The organism is Rhizobium sp. BK049 (assembly GCF_014193135.1).
Lineage (GTDB): Bacteria > Pseudomonadota > Alphaproteobacteria > Rhizobiales > Rhizobiaceae > Rhizobium.
Genome location: NZ_JACHYV010000025.1, coordinates 39,977 through 59,068, shown reverse-complemented (window position 1 = coordinate 59,068; position 19,092 = coordinate 39,977). Strand labels below are relative to the sequence as shown.

18 protein-coding genes and 1 pseudogene are annotated in these 19,092 nt (G+C 61.8%); 18 read left to right on the top strand and 1 reads right to left on the bottom strand.

Annotated elements, in window-relative coordinates; translation table 11 throughout:
- Positions 1-101 precede the first annotated feature (101 nt).
- The 18 genes and pseudogenes from sdhC to FHT70_RS23150 all read left to right on the top strand — a co-directional run bounded on the left by sdhC (position 102) and on the right by FHT70_RS23150 (position 17,894).
- Entirely contained in the window at positions 102-497 is a 396-nt protein-coding gene (gene sdhC, locus FHT70_RS23235; RefSeq protein WP_183705116.1) for a succinate dehydrogenase, cytochrome b556 subunit, read from the top strand.
- 10 nt (positions 498-507) lie between these two features.
- Entirely contained in the window at positions 508-888 is a 381-nt protein-coding gene (sdhD, locus tag FHT70_RS23230; protein ID WP_085779708.1) for a succinate dehydrogenase, hydrophobic membrane anchor protein, read from the top strand.
- A gap of 7 nt (positions 889-895) precedes the next feature.
- Positions 896-2,737, top strand: coding sequence for a succinate dehydrogenase flavoprotein subunit (gene sdhA, locus FHT70_RS23225; RefSeq protein ID WP_183705114.1), 1,842 nt, complete (start codon positions 896-898; stop codon positions 2,735-2,737).
- Positions 2,738-2,755: 18 nt separating this feature from the next.
- On the top strand, positions 2,756-3,535 hold the full coding sequence (locus FHT70_RS23220) for a succinate dehydrogenase iron-sulfur subunit (RefSeq protein WP_011427088.1): 780 nt from the start codon (positions 2,756-2,758) through the stop codon (positions 3,533-3,535).
- Positions 3,536-3,754: 219 nt separating this feature from the next.
- Entirely contained in the window at positions 3,755-4,270 is a 516-nt protein-coding gene (locus FHT70_RS23215) for a protease inhibitor Inh/omp19 family protein (RefSeq protein ID WP_088391343.1), read from the top strand.
- 80 nt (positions 4,271-4,350) lie between these two features.
- The gene (zapE, locus tag FHT70_RS23210) at positions 4,351-5,514 is read left to right on the top strand and encodes a cell division protein ZapE (protein ID WP_183705112.1); all 1,164 of its coding nucleotides are present in this window, start codon (positions 4,351-4,353) and stop codon (positions 5,512-5,514) included.
- A gap of 174 nt (positions 5,515-5,688) precedes the next feature.
- Complete coding sequence (gene mdh / locus FHT70_RS23205) at positions 5,689-6,651, top strand: malate dehydrogenase (protein ID WP_004679265.1); 963 nt, start codon at positions 5,689-5,691, stop codon at positions 6,649-6,651.
- Positions 6,652-6,685: 34 nt separating this feature from the next.
- Positions 6,686-7,879: an ADP-forming succinate--CoA ligase subunit beta gene (sucC, locus tag FHT70_RS23200; RefSeq protein WP_085779704.1), complete on the top strand. Its 1,194-nt coding sequence runs from the start codon at positions 6,686-6,688 to the stop codon at positions 7,877-7,879.
- A gap of 19 nt (positions 7,880-7,898) precedes the next feature.
- Positions 7,899-8,801, top strand: coding sequence for a succinate--CoA ligase subunit alpha (gene sucD / locus FHT70_RS23195; protein WP_183705111.1), 903 nt, complete (start codon positions 7,899-7,901; stop codon positions 8,799-8,801).
- A 167-nt stretch (positions 8,802-8,968) separates the two neighbouring features.
- Positions 8,969-11,953 (top strand): 2-oxoglutarate dehydrogenase E1 component, encoded by a 2,985-nt coding sequence (locus FHT70_RS23190; protein ID WP_183705109.1) that lies wholly within the window; start codon positions 8,969-8,971, stop codon positions 11,951-11,953.
- 15 nt (positions 11,954-11,968) lie between these two features.
- Positions 11,969-12,277, top strand: coding sequence for a YciI family protein (locus FHT70_RS23185; protein WP_085779703.1), 309 nt, complete (start codon positions 11,969-11,971; stop codon positions 12,275-12,277).
- 39 nt (positions 12,278-12,316) lie between these two features.
- Positions 12,317-13,576: a 2-oxoglutarate dehydrogenase complex dihydrolipoyllysine-residue succinyltransferase gene (gene odhB / locus FHT70_RS23180; RefSeq protein ID WP_097598163.1), complete on the top strand. Its 1,260-nt coding sequence runs from the start codon at positions 12,317-12,319 to the stop codon at positions 13,574-13,576.
- An 11-nt stretch (positions 13,577-13,587) separates the two neighbouring features.
- Positions 13,588-14,337 carry a DUF4241 domain-containing protein gene (locus FHT70_RS23175; RefSeq protein WP_097598162.1) on the top strand — a complete coding sequence of 250 codons (750 nt, stop codon included), beginning with the start codon at positions 13,588-13,590 and terminating at the stop codon, positions 14,335-14,337.
- Entirely contained in the window at positions 14,334-14,864 is a 531-nt protein-coding gene (locus FHT70_RS23170; RefSeq protein WP_097598161.1) for a hypothetical protein, read from the top strand. Before FHT70_RS23175 ends, FHT70_RS23170 begins: the two co-directional genes overlap by 4 nt.
- Positions 14,861-15,613: an SDR family oxidoreductase gene (locus FHT70_RS23165; RefSeq protein ID WP_183705107.1), complete on the top strand. Its 753-nt coding sequence runs from the start codon at positions 14,861-14,863 to the stop codon at positions 15,611-15,613. The genes FHT70_RS23170 and FHT70_RS23165 overlap by 4 nt, the downstream gene beginning before the upstream one ends.
- A 17-nt stretch (positions 15,614-15,630) precedes the next feature.
- Positions 15,631-15,861: pseudogene (locus tag FHT70_RS23160) on the top strand (LysE family translocator); the annotation flags it as partial.
- Between the two features lie 24 nt (positions 15,862-15,885).
- Entirely contained in the window at positions 15,886-17,292 is a 1,407-nt protein-coding gene (gene lpdA / locus FHT70_RS23155) for a dihydrolipoyl dehydrogenase (protein ID WP_097598159.1), read from the top strand.
- 101 nt (positions 17,293-17,393) lie between these two features.
- Entirely contained in the window at positions 17,394-17,894 is a 501-nt protein-coding gene (locus tag FHT70_RS23150) for a cytochrome b/b6 domain-containing protein (RefSeq protein WP_097598158.1), read from the top strand.
- A 12-nt stretch (positions 17,895-17,906) separates the two neighbouring features.
- Here FHT70_RS23150 and FHT70_RS23145 read toward each other — a convergent pair whose 3' ends face one another.
- Entirely contained in the window at positions 17,907-18,983 is a 1,077-nt protein-coding gene (locus tag FHT70_RS23145) for a TraB/GumN family protein (RefSeq protein ID WP_097598321.1), read from the bottom strand.
- Between the last annotated feature and the right edge of the window lie 109 nt (positions 18,984-19,092).

Genomic DNA, 19,092 nt, shown 5'->3' with positions numbered 1-19,092 from the left:
TGCGCAATTGATGCAACGCACACAGAGAATTTTGTCATTCGTGTGGTTGACTGAGCATGCTCCGAAATCCGGGAGCGCAGAGAAGCCGCCGCGAGGTTCTGATGGCGAACGTGACAAATAACCGGCCCCTGTCGCCGCATTTGCAAGTCTATAAACTTATTCCCACCATGGTCATGTCGATCGTCCACCGCATCACCGGTGGCGCGCTCTACGTCGGCACGCTGCTGGTCGCCTGGTGGCTGATCGCAGCGGCAAGCGGCCAGAGCTCTTACGACTGGGCCAATTGGGTGCTCGGCAGCCTTCTCGGCAAGCTCGTGCTGCTCGGCTATACCTGGGCACTGCTGCACCACATGCTTGGCGGTTTCCGCCATCTCATGTGGGACCTCGGCTACGGCTTCGAGAAGGAAGTCTCGACCAAGCTCGCCATCGCCAACGTCATCGGATCGCTCTGTCTGACCGTTCTGGTCTGGGCGATCGGCATTCTCATTCGCTTCTGAAGGTCCTCTCATGGATATGCGCACCCCCCTCGGCAAGGTTCGCGGGCTCGGCTCCGCCAAGGAAGGCACAAGCCACTTCTGGCGTCAGCGGCTGACCGCGGTCTCCAATATTCCGTTGATCCTGTTCTTCGTCATCTTCATGATCACCTATGCCGGCGCGCCCTATGCGGATGTGGTTCGCGCCCTGTCGAACCCCTTTGTCGCCGTCGTCATGGGACTGATGGTGATATCGGGCGTCATCCATATGAAGCTCGGCATGCAGGTCATCATCGAGGATTATGTGCATGGCGAATTCGGCAAGATCGCTCTGCTGATGCTGAACACGTTCTTTGCGATCGTGGTCGCCAGCCTCTGTCTCTTCGCCATTTTGAAAATTGCATTCGTAGGATAAGCTCGACATGGCACCGACTTCACCAGCCCAGAATGGCAAGGCCTACAAATATGTCGACCACTCCTATGACGTGATCGTCGTTGGCGCCGGCGGCGCAGGTTTGCGCGCGACGCTCGGCATGGCCGAGCAGGGATTCCGTACCGCCTGCATCACCAAGGTGTTCCCGACTCGCTCGCACACCGTAGCGGCGCAGGGCGGCATCGCCGCCTCGCTGCGCAACATGACGCCGGATAGCTGGCAGTGGCATCTCTACGACACCGTCAAGGGTTCGGACTGGCTCGGCGACGTCGACGCCATGCAGTATCTGACCATGGAAGCGCCGAAGGCGGTCTATGAGCTCGAGCATTACGGCGTGCCGTTCTCTCGTAACGAGGAGGGCAAGATCTATCAGCGCCCCTTCGGCGGCCACATGCAGAATTACGGCGAGGGCCCGCCGGTGCAGCGCACCTGCGCCGTCGCCGACCGTACCGGCCACGCCATCCTGCACACGCTTTACGGTCAGTCGCTGCGCAACAACGCCGAGTTCTTCATCGAATATTTCGCGCTCGACCTGATCATGTCCGAAGACGGCAGCCGCTGCACCGGTGTCGTCGCCTGGTGTCTCGATGACGGCACGATCCATCGCTTCGCCGCCAAGATGGTGGTGCTGGCGACCGGCGGCTACGGCCGCGCCTATTTCTCGGCAACGTCTGCCCATACCTGCACCGGCGACGGCGGCGGCATGGTGGCACGCGCCGGCCTGCCACTGCAGGACATGGAATTCGTGCAGTTCCACCCAACCGGTATCTACGGATCGGGCTGTCTGATCACCGAAGGCGCGCGCGGCGAAGGCGGTTACCTCGTCAACTCCGAGGGCGAACGCTTCATGGAGCGTTATGCGCCTTCGGCCAAGGATCTTGCCTCGCGCGACGTCGTTTCGCGCTGCATGACGCTGGAGATCCGCGAAGGCCGCGGCGTCGGCAAGAACAAGGACCACATCTTCCTGCATCTCGACCATCTCGATCCGGCCGTTCTGCATGAGCGCCTGCCGGGCATTTCCGAGAGCGCCAAGATCTTCGCCGGTGTCGACGTCACACGCGAGCCGATCCCGGTTCTGCCGACCGTTCACTACAATATGGGCGGCATTCCCACCAACTATTGGGGCGAAGTGCTGAACGCCGATGGCGCCAATCCGGAGCGGATCATTCCCGGCCTGATGGCTGTAGGGGAAGCCGGCTGCGCTTCGGTGCACGGCGCCAACCGCCTCGGTTCCAACTCGCTGATCGACCTCGTGGTCTTCGGCCGCGCCGCCGCAATCCGCGCCGGCGAGGTCATCGACCGGGCGGCGCCGATCCCGCATCTCAACGTCGCCGCCTGCGACAAGATCATGGACCGCTTCGACGGCCTGCGCCACGCCAGCGGCGGCACGCCGACGGCAGCGCTGCGCGAGAAGATGCAGCGCGCCATGCAGGAAGACGCGGCGGTGTTCCGCACCCAGGAATCGCTGGAATCCGGTTGCCGGCGTATTTCGGCGATCTGGGGCGAAATGAAGGACATCAAGGTCACCGACCGGTCGATGGTTTGGAACTCCGATCTCGTGGAAACACTCGAGCTGCAGAACCTGATGGCAAACGCCATCACGACGATCTACGGCGCCGAGGCCCGCAAGGAGAGCCGCGGTTCGCACGCACGTGAGGATTACACCGAGGGCGCATTCGCCGGCCGCGACGACGTCAACTGGCGCAAGCATACGCTCGCCTGGGTGAACGAGGCAGGCGAGGTGAAACTCGACTATAGGCCTGTTCACACCGAGCTGATCGCCGAAGGCATCGATCCGCACAAGATCGAGCCGAAGGCGCGCGTCTACTGATCTCAAGAGGAACCTCGCATGGTTGAACTCGCTCTCCCCAAGAACTCCCAGATGCGCGAAGGCAAGGTCTGGCCGAAGCCGGCCGGTGCAACAAACACGCGCGAATTCCGCGTCTATCGCTGGAGCCCGGATGATGGTCAGAACCCGTCGATCGACACTTTCTACATCGATGTCGACGATTGCGGCCCGATGGTTCTCGACGGCCTGCTCTACATCAAGAACAAGATCGATCCGACGCTGACGCTGCGCCGTTCCTGTCGCGAGGGCATCTGCGGCTCCTGCGCGATGAACATCGACGGTACCAACACGCTTGCCTGCACCAAGGGCCTCGACGATATTACGGGCGCGGTGAAGATCTATCCGCTGCCGCATCTGCCCGTCGTCAAGGATCTGGTGCCCGATCTCAGCAACTTTTACGCCCAGCATCGCTCGATCGAGCCGTGGCTGAAGACGGTGTCGCCGACGCCGGCCAAGGAATGGAAGCAGAGCCATGAGGACCGGCAGAAGCTCGACGGTCTTTATGAATGCATCCTCTGCGCCTGTTGCTCGACCTCCTGTCCGAGCTACTGGTGGAATGGCGACCGTTATCTAGGTCCGGCCGTTCTGCTGCAGGCCTATCGCTGGCTGATCGACTCCAGAGACGAGGCGACCGGCGAGCGTCTCGATAACCTCGAGGATCCGTTCCGTCTTTACCGCTGCCACACGATCATGAACTGTGCGCAGACCTGCCCGAAGGGCCTCAACCCAGCCAAGGCAATCGCCGAAATCAAGAAGATGATGGTCGAGCGCCGGGTCTGATCACTGCGGGAGTCGGGGAGATACGCGCGCGCAACACCTTCCTGACAAAATTCATGTGCAGGAAGTTTTGCAGCAGGGCAGTTGAACTGTATCGTTTTTCGGTTAGGTGTTGTCACGGGCAATTTCTGCAACCCGACTTGATTAACCAAAGCGAATTACGATAATCGGACTTGTCTCACGCCCGTTCTTGCGGCGATAGCCGAATTCAGGAGTATGATGATGCAGTTGCGATATGCGATGACAGGTCTGGTGGTGGCTCTCGCGCTAGCCGGTTGTCAGCGTACGGCATATGATTATAGCTCCAACTCGAACGCCGGACCGGCGCCGTTGACGGCGCAGCCTGTGCCCTCTGTGCAGGGCGGCCAGCTTCCGCCGCCGACCGGCAGCTCGCAGTTTCCGGCCGCGCCGACGGCGACGGCACCGATGCCTGGGGCGCAGTCAGGCGCCATGGCAGCGAATGCGCTCGACGTCACCAAGGAATCGATGGTCGGAAGCTGGCGCGTCAACGGCAGCTGCGACATGTTCCTGACGCTCACCAATCTCGGCAGCGGGTCGCGTGGCGGCACGCGCGGCTGCGTCGGCGAGCTGACGGCGATGGGCTCCTGGGAGGTCGCCGGCAAGCAGGTGCTGCTCAAAGATCGTTCGGGCAACCAGATCGGCAGCGTCTACAAGACGGCCGACAATCGCTTCCAGGGCCAGACGAATACGGGTCAGCAGATCAGCCTCAGTCGGTAAATGAACCGGCGCGGTAAACGAACCGCGCGGCGAACGATCCGGCGGTGCGCCGCTGATGACCGACAGGCGGACGTGCCCTCATGCAGCCAATGCCAGATTATACGCTCAGCGTTTGCGAACAGCTTAAATCGCTGACGCTTGCCGGTGCGTTGCAGGTCGATTCCGCCCAGATGGAGGTGGCCAAAAGCCTGGATCGGGTGCTTGCCGGGCTGAAGCAACTGCGGCCGGCGGCCAAAACGAGCGCGCTCGGTTGGCTGTTTGCCAAGAAGAAGAAAGCCGCCGACGGCATCAAGGGACTCTATATTCACGGCAGCGTCGGACGCGGTAAGACCATGTTGATGGACATGTTCTTTGCCATGGCGCCGTGCAGGAAGAAGCGCCGGGCGCATTTCCATGAATTTATGGCGGATGTTCACAACCGTATCGCGGCACACCGGCTGAAGCTCAAGAACGGCGAGACGAAGCAGGCCGATCCGATGCCGCCGGTCGCCGCAGCCCTCTACGATGAAGCGGAACTGCTCTGCTTCGATGAATTCACCGTCACCGACATTGCCGATGCGATGATCCTGTCGCGGCTGTTTTCCGAACTCTTCGCGCGGGGATGCGTGCTGGTGGCGACCTCGAATGTCGAACCGGACAATCTCTACAAGGATGGGCTCAATCGCGGCCTGTTCCTGCCCTTCCTCGCTGTGCTCAAGCAGCATGTCGATGTCGTCACACTGGATTCGCCGACCGACTACCGGATGGAGAAGCTGAATAGCCTGCCGGTCTATCTCGTGCCGCTCAGCGAACATAATGACATGGCGATGGAAGCGTCCTGGACGCAGGCGCTGCATGGGCGCAAGGCGCAGCCGCTCGATATACCGATGAAGGGGCGCTCCATCCACGTGCCGCTTGCCGCCGACCGCATGGCGCGCTTCTCTTTCGCCGATCTCTGCGACAAGCCGCTCGGGGCCGCCGACTTCCTGGCCATCGCCGAACGCTTCGATATGGTCTTCCTCGATCACGTTCCCTTGCTCGGGCCGGAGAAGCGGAACCAGATCAAGCGTTTCATCATTCTGGTCGATACGCTCTACGATCATGCCGTGCGGCTTTACATATCGGCAGCGGCGATGCCGGAGGACTTGCTCGTCAACCGTCGGGGCACCGAGAGCTTTGAATTCGATCGCACGGCATCACGCCTGTTCGAGATGCGGAGCGCGGAATATCTTGCGCTGCACCATGAGAAACGCGCCGCCGAATAACAGCATTGCGACAAAATATCTTACGTTTACGTAAGAATTTTGGCATCTAAACGATTGAAAACGCTGCATCAAAATTAATGGATTGCCATTTTTAGCCTTTGGGTCTATGCGATTGCGTCATTGAGCGGCCTTGCAGCGTCGTTCGACGGATTTGATCGCAAAGGAAACAGCGAAATGGCGCGTAACAAGATCGCACTCATTGGTTCTGGCATGATTGGTGGTACACTGGCGCATCTCGCCGGCCTGAAGGAACTGGGCGACATCGTCCTCTTCGACATCGCCGACGGCATCCCCCAGGGCAAGGGCCTCGACATCGCACAGTCCTCGCCGGTCGAAGGCTTCGACGCCAATCTGACCGGCGCCAGCGACTACTCGGCGATCGAAGGCGCCGACGTCTGCATCGTCACCGCTGGCGTCCCGCGCAAGCCGGGCATGAGCCGCGACGACCTTCTCGGCATCAACCTCAAGGTCATGGAGCAGGTCGGCGCCGGCATCAAGAAGTATGCCCCGAACGCCTTCGTGATCTGCATCACCAACCCGCTCGATGCCATGGTCTGGGCGCTGCAGAAGTTTTCCGGCCTTCCGGCAAACAAGGTCGTGGGCATGGCAGGCGTTCTCGATTCCTCGCGCTTCCGCCTCTTCCTCGCCAAGGAATTCAACGTCTCCGTTCAGGACGTGACGGCCTTCGTTCTCGGCGGCCACGGCGACACGATGGTGCCGCTCGCCCGCTACTCGACGGTCGGCGGCATTCCGCTCACCGACCTCGTCACCATGGGCTGGGTCACCAAGGAGCGCCTCGAAGAGATCATCCAGCGCACCCGTGACGGCGGCGCCGAGATCGTTGGCCTGTTGAAGACCGGTTCGGCCTATTATGCGCCGGCTGCCTCGGCGATCGAAATGGCCGAATCCTACCTCAAGGACAAGAAGCGCGTTCTGCCTTGCGCGGCCCATCTGACCGGCCAGTACGGCGTCAAGGACATGTATGTCGGCGTTCCCACCGTCATCGGCGCCGGCGGCGTCGAGCGCGTCATCGAGATCGATCTCAACAAGACTGAGAAGGAAGCCTTCGACAAGTCGGTGGCCGCTGTCGCCGGTCTGTGCGAAGCCTGCATCAACATCGCGCCTGCCCTGAAGTAATCGGCGCTGAAGTAATCGAAACAGGGATAGACCCATGAACATTCATGAATATCAGGCCAAGGCTCTGCTGAAGGGCTATGGCGCGCCGGTTGCCGAGGGTGTGGCAATTCTCAAGGTCGAAGAAGCCGAGGCGGCCGCCAAGTCGCTTCCCGGCCCGCTTTACGTGGTCAAGAGCCAGATCCATGCGGGCGGCCGCGGCAAGGGCAAGTTCAAGGAGCTGTCGCCGGAAGCCAAGGGCGGCGTACGTCTCGCCAAGTCGATCGAAGACGTCGTTGCCAACGTCAAGGAGATGCTCGGCAACACGTTGGTGACCGCGCAGACCGGCGAAGCCGGCAAGCAGGTCAACCGTCTCTACATCGAAGACGGCGCCGACATCGAACGCGAACTCTACTGCTCGCTGCTGGTCGACCGTTCGGTCGGTAAGGTCGCCTTCGTCGTTTCCACCGAAGGCGGCATGGACATCGAGGCCGTCGCGCACGATACGCCTGAAAAGATCCAGACGATCGCCATCGATCCGGAAGCCGGCGTGACGACTGCCGACGTCGCCAAGATATCCGCCGCTCTCAAGCTCGAAGGTGCTGCCGCAGAAGACGCCAAGTCGCTCTTCCCGCTGCTCTACAAGGCCTTCAACGAGAAGGACATGTCCCTTCTCGAAATCAATCCGCTGATCGTCATGAAGAATGGCCATCTGCGGGTTCTTGACGCCAAGATGTCCTTCGACGGCAACGCGCTCTTCCGTCACGACGACGTCCGGGCGCTGCGCGACGAGACCGAAGAAGACGCCAAGGAAATCGAGGCTTCCAAGTGGGACCTCGCTTACGTCGCGCTCGACGGCAATATCGGCTGCATGGTCAACGGCGCGGGCCTCGCCATGGCAACGATGGATATCATCAAGCTGTACGGCAAGGAGCCGGCCAACTTTTGCGACGTCGGTGGCGGCGCCGGCAAGGAGAAGGTCGCTGCGGCCTTCAAGATCATCACCGCAGACCCGAAGGTCGAGGGCATTCTCGTCAACATCTTCGGCGGTATCATGAAGTGCGACGTCATCGCTGAAGGCGTCATTGCCGCGGTCAAGGAAGTCGGTCTCAAGGTTCCGCTCGTCGTGCGCCTTGAAGGCACCAATGTCGAGCTCGGCAAGAAGATCCTGAACGAGTCGGGTCTCGCGATCACGGCGGCTGACGACTTGGACGATGCGGCCAAGAAGATCGTCGCGGCGATCAACGGCTAATTTTGAGGGATCGGAAAGAATGTCTATTCTCGTCAATAAAGACACCAAGGTCCTCGTTCAGGGTCTGACCGGCAAGACCGGCACGTTCCACACCGAACAGGCGCTCGCTTATTACGGCACCCAGATGGTCGGCGGCATCCACCCGAAGAAGGGTGGTGAAACCTGGACCGGCGCAAAGGGCGAGAGCCTGCCGATCTTCGCGACCGTTGCCGAGGGCAAGGAAAAGACCGGCGCCGATGCGACCGTCATCTATGTTCCGCCGGCGGGCGCTGCCGATGCCATCATCGAAGCGATCGACGCCGAGATACCGTTCATCACCTGCATTACAGAAGGCATTCCGGTCATGGACATGGTGCGCGTGAAGGCTCGCCTCGACCGCTCCAAGTCGCGCCTGCTTGGGCCGAACTGCCCGGGCATCCTGACGCCGGAAGAATGCAAGATCGGCATCATGCCGGGCTCGATCTTCCGCAAGGGTTCGGTCGGGATCGTGTCCCGCTCGGGCACGCTGACCTATGAAGCCGTCTTCCAGACCTCCAACGAAGGTCTCGGCCAGACGACGGCCGTCGGCATCGGCGGCGACCCGGTCAAGGGCACCGAGTTCATCGATGTGCTCGAGATGTTCCTCGCCGACGAAGCCACGACTTCGATCATCATGATCGGCGAAATCGGCGGCTCCGCCGAAGAAGACGCAGCCCAGTTCCTGAAGGACGAGGCCAAGAAGGGCCGCAAGAAGCCGATGGCCGGCTTCATCGCAGGCCGTACGGCACCGAAGGGCCGCACCATGGGCCATGCCGGCGCCGTGGTATCCGGCGGCAAGGGCGACGCTGAATCGAAGATCGCGGCGATGGAATCGGCTGGCATCAGGGTGTCTCCGTCTCCGGCCCGCCTCGGCAAGACGCTGGTGGAAGTCCTGAAGGGCTGAAGCCGCCTATAGACCGGGCGGAGGAACGGCATCTGCGCCTTCGCCCGGCTTGCATACGAGAGCAGCAGATGCGCCGCGGACAGGCGGCGATCGGAATGCGGCAGCCGGCGATCGATCCGGCAAAATCATCAAAGTCAGGAGGCGGACGGAAGCGTTCGCATATCACCATGGCACGGCAAGAAGCCAACGAGCAGTTTCAGATCACCTCGTTTCTGGATGGCGCCAACGCGGCCTATATCGAGCAACTCTATGCGCGCTACGAAGAGGATCCGGCGTCGGTCGACGATCAATGGCGCGCCTTCTTCAAGGCGCTGGAAGACGATCCTGCCGATGTGAAAAAGGCGGCAAAGGGAGCTTCCTGGCGTAGAAAGAACTGGCCTCTGGCAGCCGGCGGCGATCTGGTGTCGGCTCTCGACGGCGACTGGGGCATCGTCGAGAAGGTGATCGAGACGAAGGTGAAGGCCAAGGCCGCAGCCGAGGGCAAGCCTGCCGACAGCACCGACGTGCTGCAGGCGACGCGCGATTCCGTCCGCGCCATCATGATGATCCGCGCCTACCGCATGCGCGGCCACCTGCACGCCAAGCTTGACCCGCTCGGAATCGCCGCCACCGTCGATGATTATCGCGAACTGTCGCCGGAAAATTATGGCTTCACATCAGCCGATTACGACCGCAAGATCTTCATCGACAACGTGCTCGGCCTGGAATACGCGACAATCCGCGAAATGATCGAGATCCTCGAGCGCACCTACTGCTCGACACTCGGCGTCGAATTCATGCATATCTCCAACCCGGAAGAGAAGGCGTGGATCCAGGAGCGCATCGAAGGCCCGGACAAGGGCGTGGCCTTCACGCCTGAGGGCAAGAAGGCGATCCTTTCGAAACTCGTCGAAGCCGAAGGCTACGAACAGTTCCTCGACGTCAAGTTCAAGGGCACCAAGCGCTTCGGCCTGGATGGCGGCGAATCGCTGATCCCGGCTCTGGAGCAGATCCTGAAGCGCGGTGGTCATCTCGGCCTGAAGGAAGCCGTGTTTGGCATGGCCCATCGCGGCCGCCTCAACGTGCTCTCGCAGGTCATGGGCAAGCCGCACCGCGCCATCTTCCACGAATTCAAGGGCGGTTCCTACGCACCCGATGAAGTCGAAGGCTCGGGCGACGTCAAGTACCATCTCGGTGCATCCTCCGACCGCGAATTCGACGGCAACAAGGTACACGTGTCGCTGACGGCGAACCCGTCGCATCTCGAAATCGTCGATCCTGTCGTGATGGGCAAGGCTCGCGCCAAGCAGGACATGAGCGCTACGGTGTGGGAAGGCGACATCATTCCGCTTTCCGAACGCGCCAAGGTTCTGCCGCTGCTGATCCATGGCGATGCGGCCTTCGCCGGCCAGGGCGTCATTGCCGAAATCCTCGGTCTTTCCGGTCTGCGCGGCCATCGTGTTGCCGGCACCATGCACGTCATCATCAACAACCAGATCGGCTTCACCACCAATCCGGCCTTCTCGCGCTCGTCGCCCTATCCGTCCGACGTCGCCAAGATGATCGAAGCACCGATCCTGCACGTCAACGGCGACGATCCAGAAGCGGTCGTCTACGCAGCCAAGATCGCGACCGAATTCCGCATGAAGTTCCACAAGCCTGTGGTGCTCGACATGTTCTGCTATCGCCGCTACGGCCACAATGAAGGCGACGAGCCGTCCTTCACGCAGCCGAAGATGTACAAGGTGATCCGCGGCCACAAGACCGTGCTGCAGCTCTATGCGGCCCGCCTCGTCGCCGAGGGCCTGGTCACCGAAGGCGAAGTCGAGAAGATGAAGGCCGACTGGCGCGCGCATCTCGAGCAGGAGTTCGACGCCGGCCAGCACTACAAGCCGAATAAGGCCGACTGGCTGGATGGCGAGTGGTCGGGCCTGCGCACGGCCGACAATGCCGACGAACAGCGCCGCGGCAAGACCGCGGTGCCGATGAAGACGCTGAAGGAGATCGGCCGCAAGCTCTCGGCAATCCCGGCAGGCTTCAATGCGCACCGCACGATCCAGCGTTTCATGGAAAACCGGGCCAACATGATCGCCACCGGCGAGGGCCTCGACTGGGCGATGGCCGAAGCGCTCGCCTTTGGCGCGCTCTGCCTGGAAGGCCACAAGATCCGTCTGTCCGGTCAGGATTGCGAACGCGGCACCTTCTCGCAGCGTCACTCGGTTCTCTACGATCAGGAGACCGAGGAACGCTACATTCCGCTCGCCAATCTTTCGCCGACGCAGGCCCGCTACGAAGTCATCAATTCGATGCTTTCGGAAGAGGCCGTGCTCGGCTTCGAATACGGCTACTCGCTCGCCCGCCCGAATGCGCTGACGCTCTGGGAAGCGCAGTTCGGCGATTTCGCCAACGGCGCGCAGGTGGTCTTCGACCAGTTCATCTCCTCGGGCGAACGCAAGTGGCTGCGCATGTCCGGCCTCGTGTGCCTGTTGCCGCACGGCTATGAAGGTCAGGGTCCGGAGCACTCCTCGGCTCGCCTGGAACGCTTCCTGCAGCTCTGCGCGGAAGACAACATGCAGGTCGCCAATGTCACGACGCCGGCGAACTATTTCCACATCCTGCGCCGGCAGCTGAAGCGCGACTTCCGCAAGCCGCTGATCCTGATGACGCCGAAGTCGCTGCTGCGCCACAAGCGAGCGGTCTCGACACTTGCCGAACTGGCCGGTGAATCCGCCTTCCACCGCCTGCTGTGGGATGATGCCGAGGTGATCAAGGACGGCCCGATCAAGCTGCAGAAGGACAACAAGATCCGCCGCGTCGTCATGTGCTCCGGCAAGGTCTATTACGATCTTCTCGAAGAGCGTGAAAAACGCGGCATCGACGACATCTATCTCCTGCGCGTCGAGCAGCTCTACCCGTTCCCGGCAAAGGCGCTGATCAACGAGCTGTCGCGCTTCCGCAATGCCGAGATGGTCTGGTGCCAGGAAGAGCCGAAGAACATGGGCGCATGGTCGTTCATCGACCCGTTCCTCGAATGGGTGCTCGCCCATATCGATGCGAAATACCAGCGCGTCCGCTATACCGGCCGTCCGGCCGCCGCCTCGCCGGCGACGGGCCTGATGTCGAAGCATCTGTCTCAGCTCGCCGCATTCCTCGAGGATGCATTGGGCGGCTAAATCAAGGGGGGCGCAATGGCTTACTTCTTTCTGAGACTGCTGCCGCCGCGCCCCACTTTTCCGCACGACGGGACGGGGGAGGAAATGGCGGCGATGAAACGCCACGTCGAATATTGGCATCGGCAGGCCCTTGCGGGATCGGCAATTGTCGTCGGTCCCGTGTTCGAGGGTCAAGGCGCCTTCGGCATGGCAGTCGTCGAAGTCGAGGATCAGGCGGCGGCACAAGCGCTTGCCGACGGCGATCCCATCATCGCTTCCGGTCTCGGTTTCCGTTTCGATATCCTGCCGATGCCCTCGATCATTTTGCGGCCGCCCGCCGTCTGAAACGCATAAACGAAAACACACGAAATCAGGATTTGAACAATGGCCACAGAAATCCGCGTTCCAACTCTCGGTGAATCCGTCAGCGAGGCAACCGTCGGCACCTGGTTCAAGAAGGTCGGCGACGCCATCAAGGCTGACGAGCCGATTCTGGAGCTTGAAACCGACAAGGTGACCATCGAAGTTCCCGCGCCCGTCTCCGGCACGCTTTCGGAAATCGTCGCTGCCGCCGGCGAGACCGTCGGCCTCGGTGCGTTGCTCGGCCAGATCTCCGCAGGTGCCGGCGCCGCCGCCGCGCCGGCTGCTGCCGCACCGGCCGCCGCTCCCGCCCAGCCAGCCCCGGCTGCCGCGGCCCAGCCAGCTGCTGCTGCCGCTGCATCGTCGTCGAGTGCTTCCGTCTCCACCATGCCGCCGGCACCGGCGGCTGCGAAGATGCTGGCTGAAAGCAATCTTTCCGCCGATCAGGTCGACGGCAGTGGCAAACGTGGCCAGGTGCTGAAGGGCGATGTCATCGCCGCCGTCGCCAAGGGCATTTCCGCTCCGGCGGCCGTACCGGCAGCGGCGCCGGTTGCAGCGCGTGGCCCGTCGACGGTCGAGGATGCCTCACGCGAAGAGCGCGTGAAGATGACGCGCCTGCGCCAGACGATCGCCAAGCGCCTCAAGGACGCGCAGAACACCGCCGCCATGCTGACCACCTATAACGAGGTGGACATGAAGGCAGTCATGGACCTGCGCAACAAGTACAAGGACATTTTCGAGAAGAAGCACGGCGTCAAGCTCGGCTTCATGGGCTTCTTCACCAAGGCGGTGACGCATGCCCTGAAGGAACTGCCGGCAGTCAATGCCGAGATCGACGGCACCGACATCATCTACAAGAACTACTGCCATGTCGGCATGGCCGTCGGCACCGACAAGGGCCTCGTCGTTCCTGTTATCCGCGACGCCGACCAGATGTCGATCGCCGAAATCGAGAAGGAACTCGGCCGCCTTGCCAAGGCGGCCCGTGACGGCTCGCTTGCTATGGCCGACATGCAGGGCGGCACCTTCACCATCACCAATGGCGGCGTCTACGGTTCTCTGATGTCTTCGCCGATCCTCAATGCGCCGCAGTCCGGCATTCTCGGCATGCACAAGATCCAGGAGCGGCCGGTTGCGATCGGCGGCCAGGTGGTCATCCGTCCGATGATGTATCTGGCGCTGTCCTACGATCACCGTATCGTCGACGGCAAGGAAGCGGTCACCTTCCTCGTGCGTGTCAAGGAGAGCCTCGAAGATCCGGAACGTCTGGTTCTCGATCTCTAAGGAGCATTTCGATGCGGAACCGGGTCATGCGAGCGGCGCGCCTTCTTCTTTGCGCTGCCGCCGCGCATGCGCCGGTCTCCGCATCGGCTGCCGGCTGGGATGTCGGCAAGGCCAGCAGCAATTTCGAGTTGGTGGCGTTTGATGATGCCGAACTCTCCAGCCGGTCGATCGACGTGGTCCATATGGGCGATGTCGAGCTGACGTCGGGGCGCATTGTCGCTGCCGATCCGCTTGCTCAGCCGGATCGTCCGGCGCTGGCAAGAACGGTTGCGCCGGGTGACTATCCGGTGACGCTCTACCGGGCCTTCGGTCGCATCGCGGCGGCCAGCATGCGGTTTGCCGAGGGCAAGCCCGATCATTGGGAGCTAGCTGTCCTTCCCGGGCAGGACCCGGCGATGCTGAAGGATGACGAGATCTTCGGCTATCCCGTCGATGCCGGCATCGGCTGCTACATGGATGCCGATACGCTGGCGCTGATCGATGAGCGTGAAGCGCAGGTCCAGGCGCAGAAGCCGGGCGTCGACATCAACTATTATGATGACGTGCTGGCTTCGGACCTCGATGCCAACAAGAACCACTATGCGCTGCACCGGCCGATTGCCGGCAAGAAGGGCAACGTCGCTGTGTTCTGGAGCGGCTGGGGCGACGGTGTCTATCCTGTCTTCTGGGGCCTCGACAAGGACGGTCGTCCATTGGTGCTGTTGACGGATTTTGGTGTTATTGAGAATGCCGATGGACGGCGAGAGGCGAAGGTGCAATGAGCGGGGCGATCGGGATCATGGCAGGGCGGAAAGGCGTGGCTGCAATTGCAGCTGCCGCGGTTTTCACCACTCCGGTTGCCGCGTTCGCCGCCGACTGCAAACAGGAGCACGCCGTTTACGTCGACCGTGACGGCGCCTACGAACTGCGTTTTACACCGCTGAATTCTCCCTCGGCTGCCGCCAGCAACCAGTTCAAGGTCAATGCGCTCGAGGCATCCGTCGTCATGGAAGGCTACGTGATGCCATCGGAAGATCCGGTGCGGGCGATCGGCATCCTGATGTTCAACTGCCCGGAGGGAGACGCGACGGGCGCCGACCTCGATGCATGCACCGTCTGGCAGGGCGCCGTCTACGGTATGAATGCCCAGGGCGAGATGGACAATCTGCAGCCGGAGGGCGCGGCGGCGGCCGAAAAGCTCGTGCTTCCCGGCCTTGGTCCCGCCATTCGTGAATCGAGCGCCTGGGGCGAGGGCAAGGCTTCGGTGGCGCCCTGGGATGTGCTGACTTTCAAGGAGTGTGCGACATGAGTGATGCACCGGTTGTTCTCGTGACCGGCGGCAGCCGGGGCATTGGCGCCGCGGTCTGCCGGCTCGCCGCGCGCCAGGGCTGGCGCGTCGCGGTGAATTACGCCTCCAGCCGTCAGGCGGCGGAGGCTGTCGTTGCGGCGGTTGCCGCTGACGGCGGCGAGGCCGTGGCCATCCAGGGCGATGTCGGCAAGGCTGCCGATATCGCCGCGATGTTTGCGGCGGTCGATCGCCATTTCGGCCGGCTCGACGGGCTGGTCAACAATGCCGGCATTGTCGATTATCCGCAGCGGGTCGATGAGATGTCGATGGAGCGGGTCGAAAGGATGCTGCGCGTCAATGTGACCGGCTCCATCCTGTGCGCGGGAGAGGCCGTTCGCCGGATGTCGAGCCGTCACGGCGGGCAGGGCGGCGCGATCGTCAACATCTCGTCGATGGCCGCGATCCTCGGCTCGGCGGCGCAGTATGTCGATTATGCCGCCTCGAAGGCCGCTATCGACACGTTTACGGTGGGGCTCGCGCGCGAGGTCGCAGCCGAGGGCATTCGTGTGAATGCCGTCAGGCCCGGTATCATCGAAACCGATCTGCATGCTTCGGGCGGACTGCCGGACCGGGCACGCGAAATGGCGCCCTCGGTCCCGATGCAGCGTCCGGGCACTGCCGAGGAGGTGGCGGACGCCGTCCTCTACCTTCTTTCTCCATCCGCCTCCTATGTCACGGGCTCGATCCTCAACGTGAGCGGGGGCCGCTAGAAAGACGGGTAAAAAACAGCATGCAGTATACGCTCGTGCATCACGATACGCCTGTCCTTATCCAGTTTTTCCTACGGCATCGGCATGGCGACGGCGCTGGTCGCCTTGTTTGCCGGCGTCTTCTATTTCTTCACGGTCAGGCGATCCGTGACCGCTTCATCGCCAGCGGCAAATGGTTCAACCGCATCACCGGAGCGGCACTCGTCGCCTTCGGCTTCCGCCTGGCGCTGTCGCGCGCAGTCGACTAAACGATAAATTCAAAGGGAAAAGCAATGTCTTATGATGTGATCATTATCGGAACCGGCCCGGGCGGCTATGTCTGCGCCGTCAAGGCAGCCCAGCTCGGCCTCAAGGTCGCCGTCGTCGAAAAGCGCGCGACTTATGGCGGCACCTGCCTGAACGTCGGCTGCATTCCGTCGAAGGCGCTGCTACATGCTTCCGAAATGTTCCATCAGGCCGGCCACGGATTAAGCGCGCTTGGCATCGACGTGCCGGCGCCGACGCTCAACCTCGGCAACATGATGGCGCACAAGGATGCGACGGTGAAGTCGAATGTCGACGGCGTCGCCTTCCTCTTCAAAAAGAACAAGATCGACGCTTTCCAGGGTACCGGCAAGATCGTTTCGGCCGGCAAGGTTTCCGTCACCGCCGAGGATGGAACGGCGCAGGAGATCGAGGGCAAGAACATCGTCATCGCCACCGGCTCCGACGTCGCCGGAATTCCCGGCGTGCAGGTCGAGATCGATGAAAAGACCATCATTTCCTCCACCGGCGGCATCGCACTGGAAAAGGTGCCGGAAACGTTGATCGTCGTCGGCGGCGGCGTCATCGGCCTCGAACTCGGCTCGGTCTGGTCGCGTCTCGGCGCCAAGGTCACCGTCGTCGAATATCTCGACACCATCCTCGGCGGCATGGACGGCGAAGTCTCCAAGCAGTTCCAGCGCATGCTTGCCAAGCAGGGCATCGATTTCAACCTCAGTGCCAAGGTCACCGGCGTCGAGAAGGGCGGCAAGGGCGCCAAGGTCACATTCGAGCCGGTCAAGGGCGGTGACGCGGTGACGCTCGACGCCGAAGTCGTGCTGATCGCCACCGGCCGTAAGCCCTATACCGCAGGCCTCGGCCTGGAAGAGGCAGGTGTCGTGCTCGATAATCGCGGCCGCGTCGAGATCGACGGTCACTTCAAGACCAATGTCGCCGGCATCTATGCGATCGGCGACGTGGTGAAGGGTCCGATGCTGGCGCACAAGGCGGAAGACGAGGGTGTGGCGCTCGCCGAAATCCTCGCCGGTCAGCATGGCCACGTCAATTATGAGGTCATTCCGAGCGTCGTCTACACCCAGCCGGAAATCGCTTCGGTCGGGAAGACCGAGGAAGAGCTGAAGGCGGCGGGCATTGCCTACAAGGTCGGCAAGTTCCCGTTCACCGCAAACGGTCGCGCCCGCGCGATGCTGGCGACTGACGGCTTCGTCAAGATCCTCGCGGACAAGGAGACCGATCGCGTGCTCGGCGGCCATATCGTCGGCTTCGGCGCCGGCGAGATGATCCACGAGATCGCCGTGCTAATGGAATTCGGCGGCTCGTCGGAAGATCTCGGTCGGACCTGCCATGCACATCCGACGATGTCCGAAGCGGTCAAGGAGGCTGCACTCGCGACCTTCTTCAAGCCGATCCATATGTAATCTTACATCTTCGTAATGAAGCGCGCAGCCGCTTGCCGAGAGGCAAGCGGCTGTTTTAGTTGTCTCATATCGCAAAGTTCGAGCATCGGGGGAGATCAGGAATGCAGCAGCCGTCCATCCTGAGTTATAGTCTCAGCCAACGTTTCCTCCACTGGGCCGTGGCGCTGCTGATCTTCTTCAATCTGCTGTTTCCCGACGGGATGAATATGTGGAACCGGCTCGTTCGCAGGGGCGAGGTTCCGACGCCCGAGCAGATTGCCTCGGCGAATATTCACGCCTACGTCGGCATCGCCATTCTGCTGCTTGCCGTCCTCAGGCTCTGTCTGCGTTTTATGCAGGGTGTGCCGCCTGAGGTTTCGCAGGAGCCGGCGATCTTTCGTCTAGGGGCAAAACTCGTCCATGCGGGGCTTTATATCCTGCTCTTCGCGCTGCCGCTTTCCGGCATCGCCGCTTACTATTTCGGCATCAATCCCGCCGGCTTCGTGCACGCGGATGTCTTGAAGGTCATTCTTTGGGGGCTGATCGCCGCCCACGTCGCCGGCGCGCTCGTCCATCAGTTCTATTGGAAGAGCAATGTGCTGCGCCGCATGACGCTCGGCTGACCGAAAACGAGTTCAGTTCACGGCGGTAACGGTGAAGCCCTGCTTGCGCAGCAATTCGATGACGCCGCCCTCGCCGGGCAGATGCAGGGCGCCGACGGCCATGAAGACGTTGCCACCGTCGAGAATGGGTGCGGCGCGCTCTGCCATGACCTTGTTTCGATCGAGGATGACCCGCTGTTCGAAGGCAGCATAGTCGCTGCTATCTCCTTCGTTCTCCGGCGTCACTGTCTTCAGGATCGGCATGGTCATGCCGATATCGCCGGAGAGGTAGAGATCGGTCATCGTTTCGACGACATCATTCATTTTGGCTCCGAGTTCCAGCGTCTCGATCAGCGACTTCATATGGAATTCGACCGGCAGATCGGCCATAGCCTGGATCTGCTCGGCAAGGGTTTCCAGCCCCTTGACCTGCTTGCCTTCAGCAACGGCGTCGCTGGCAATTTTCTGGTCGAGAAACTGCACGCCTCTGGCCTTGCGTGCGAGTTCGCAGGCCGGAAGGGCGACGGCGCTGGCGATCATCCATGGCCGCATGCGGGAGACGGCGGTGAGGGGGATGCCGCGCTGCTTGAGGCCGGCTTCCAGGCGCTTGTAATCCTCGGCAGAGAGCAGCTTGTCGATAGTCGTGCCGTCGGTGAACATCGTCAGTTCCGGCCGCGCGAGCAGGGCGGCGGTTGCCTTGCGTTCATCGAGGATCTCGTCGGATTCGATGATGATCGTATTGGCTGCGTCGTGGGCGGCCTGGGCGCGCGGTGGCAGAGCAAGCACACGGGGATCGGTCACATGCATGCTGCCGAGCAGCCATGAGGGGGCAAGTCCAGGCTTTTCGATCTTCCAGAAGATGCCCTTGCCGTTCGGCGTTGCCTCGGCTTCCTTGACTGCCTCGGCATATCGGGCGGGGTCGCTCTGCTGCAAGTCGACCATCAGATTGCGGCCGGTGCAGGCAGCGTCTTCGGCCGCCGCCGGCCTTGCGGCCAGGAGGGCGACAAACAGGGCTGCTACAAGCAGCATGTGGAAGGCCGCAATCAGCCAGAGCAGCAGATTGCCGGGTGCTGCGAGGAAAAAAGCCCGGCGGCTGATCGAAGTCGTCATCATGGTATTCCCCACATGCCCAATCGCTTCTGCTCTACGCTCGGCTTACGCATAATCCTTTAAGAGAATGCGTTAACGAAAACTTAGCGCAGGCATCGAGCCGAATTCA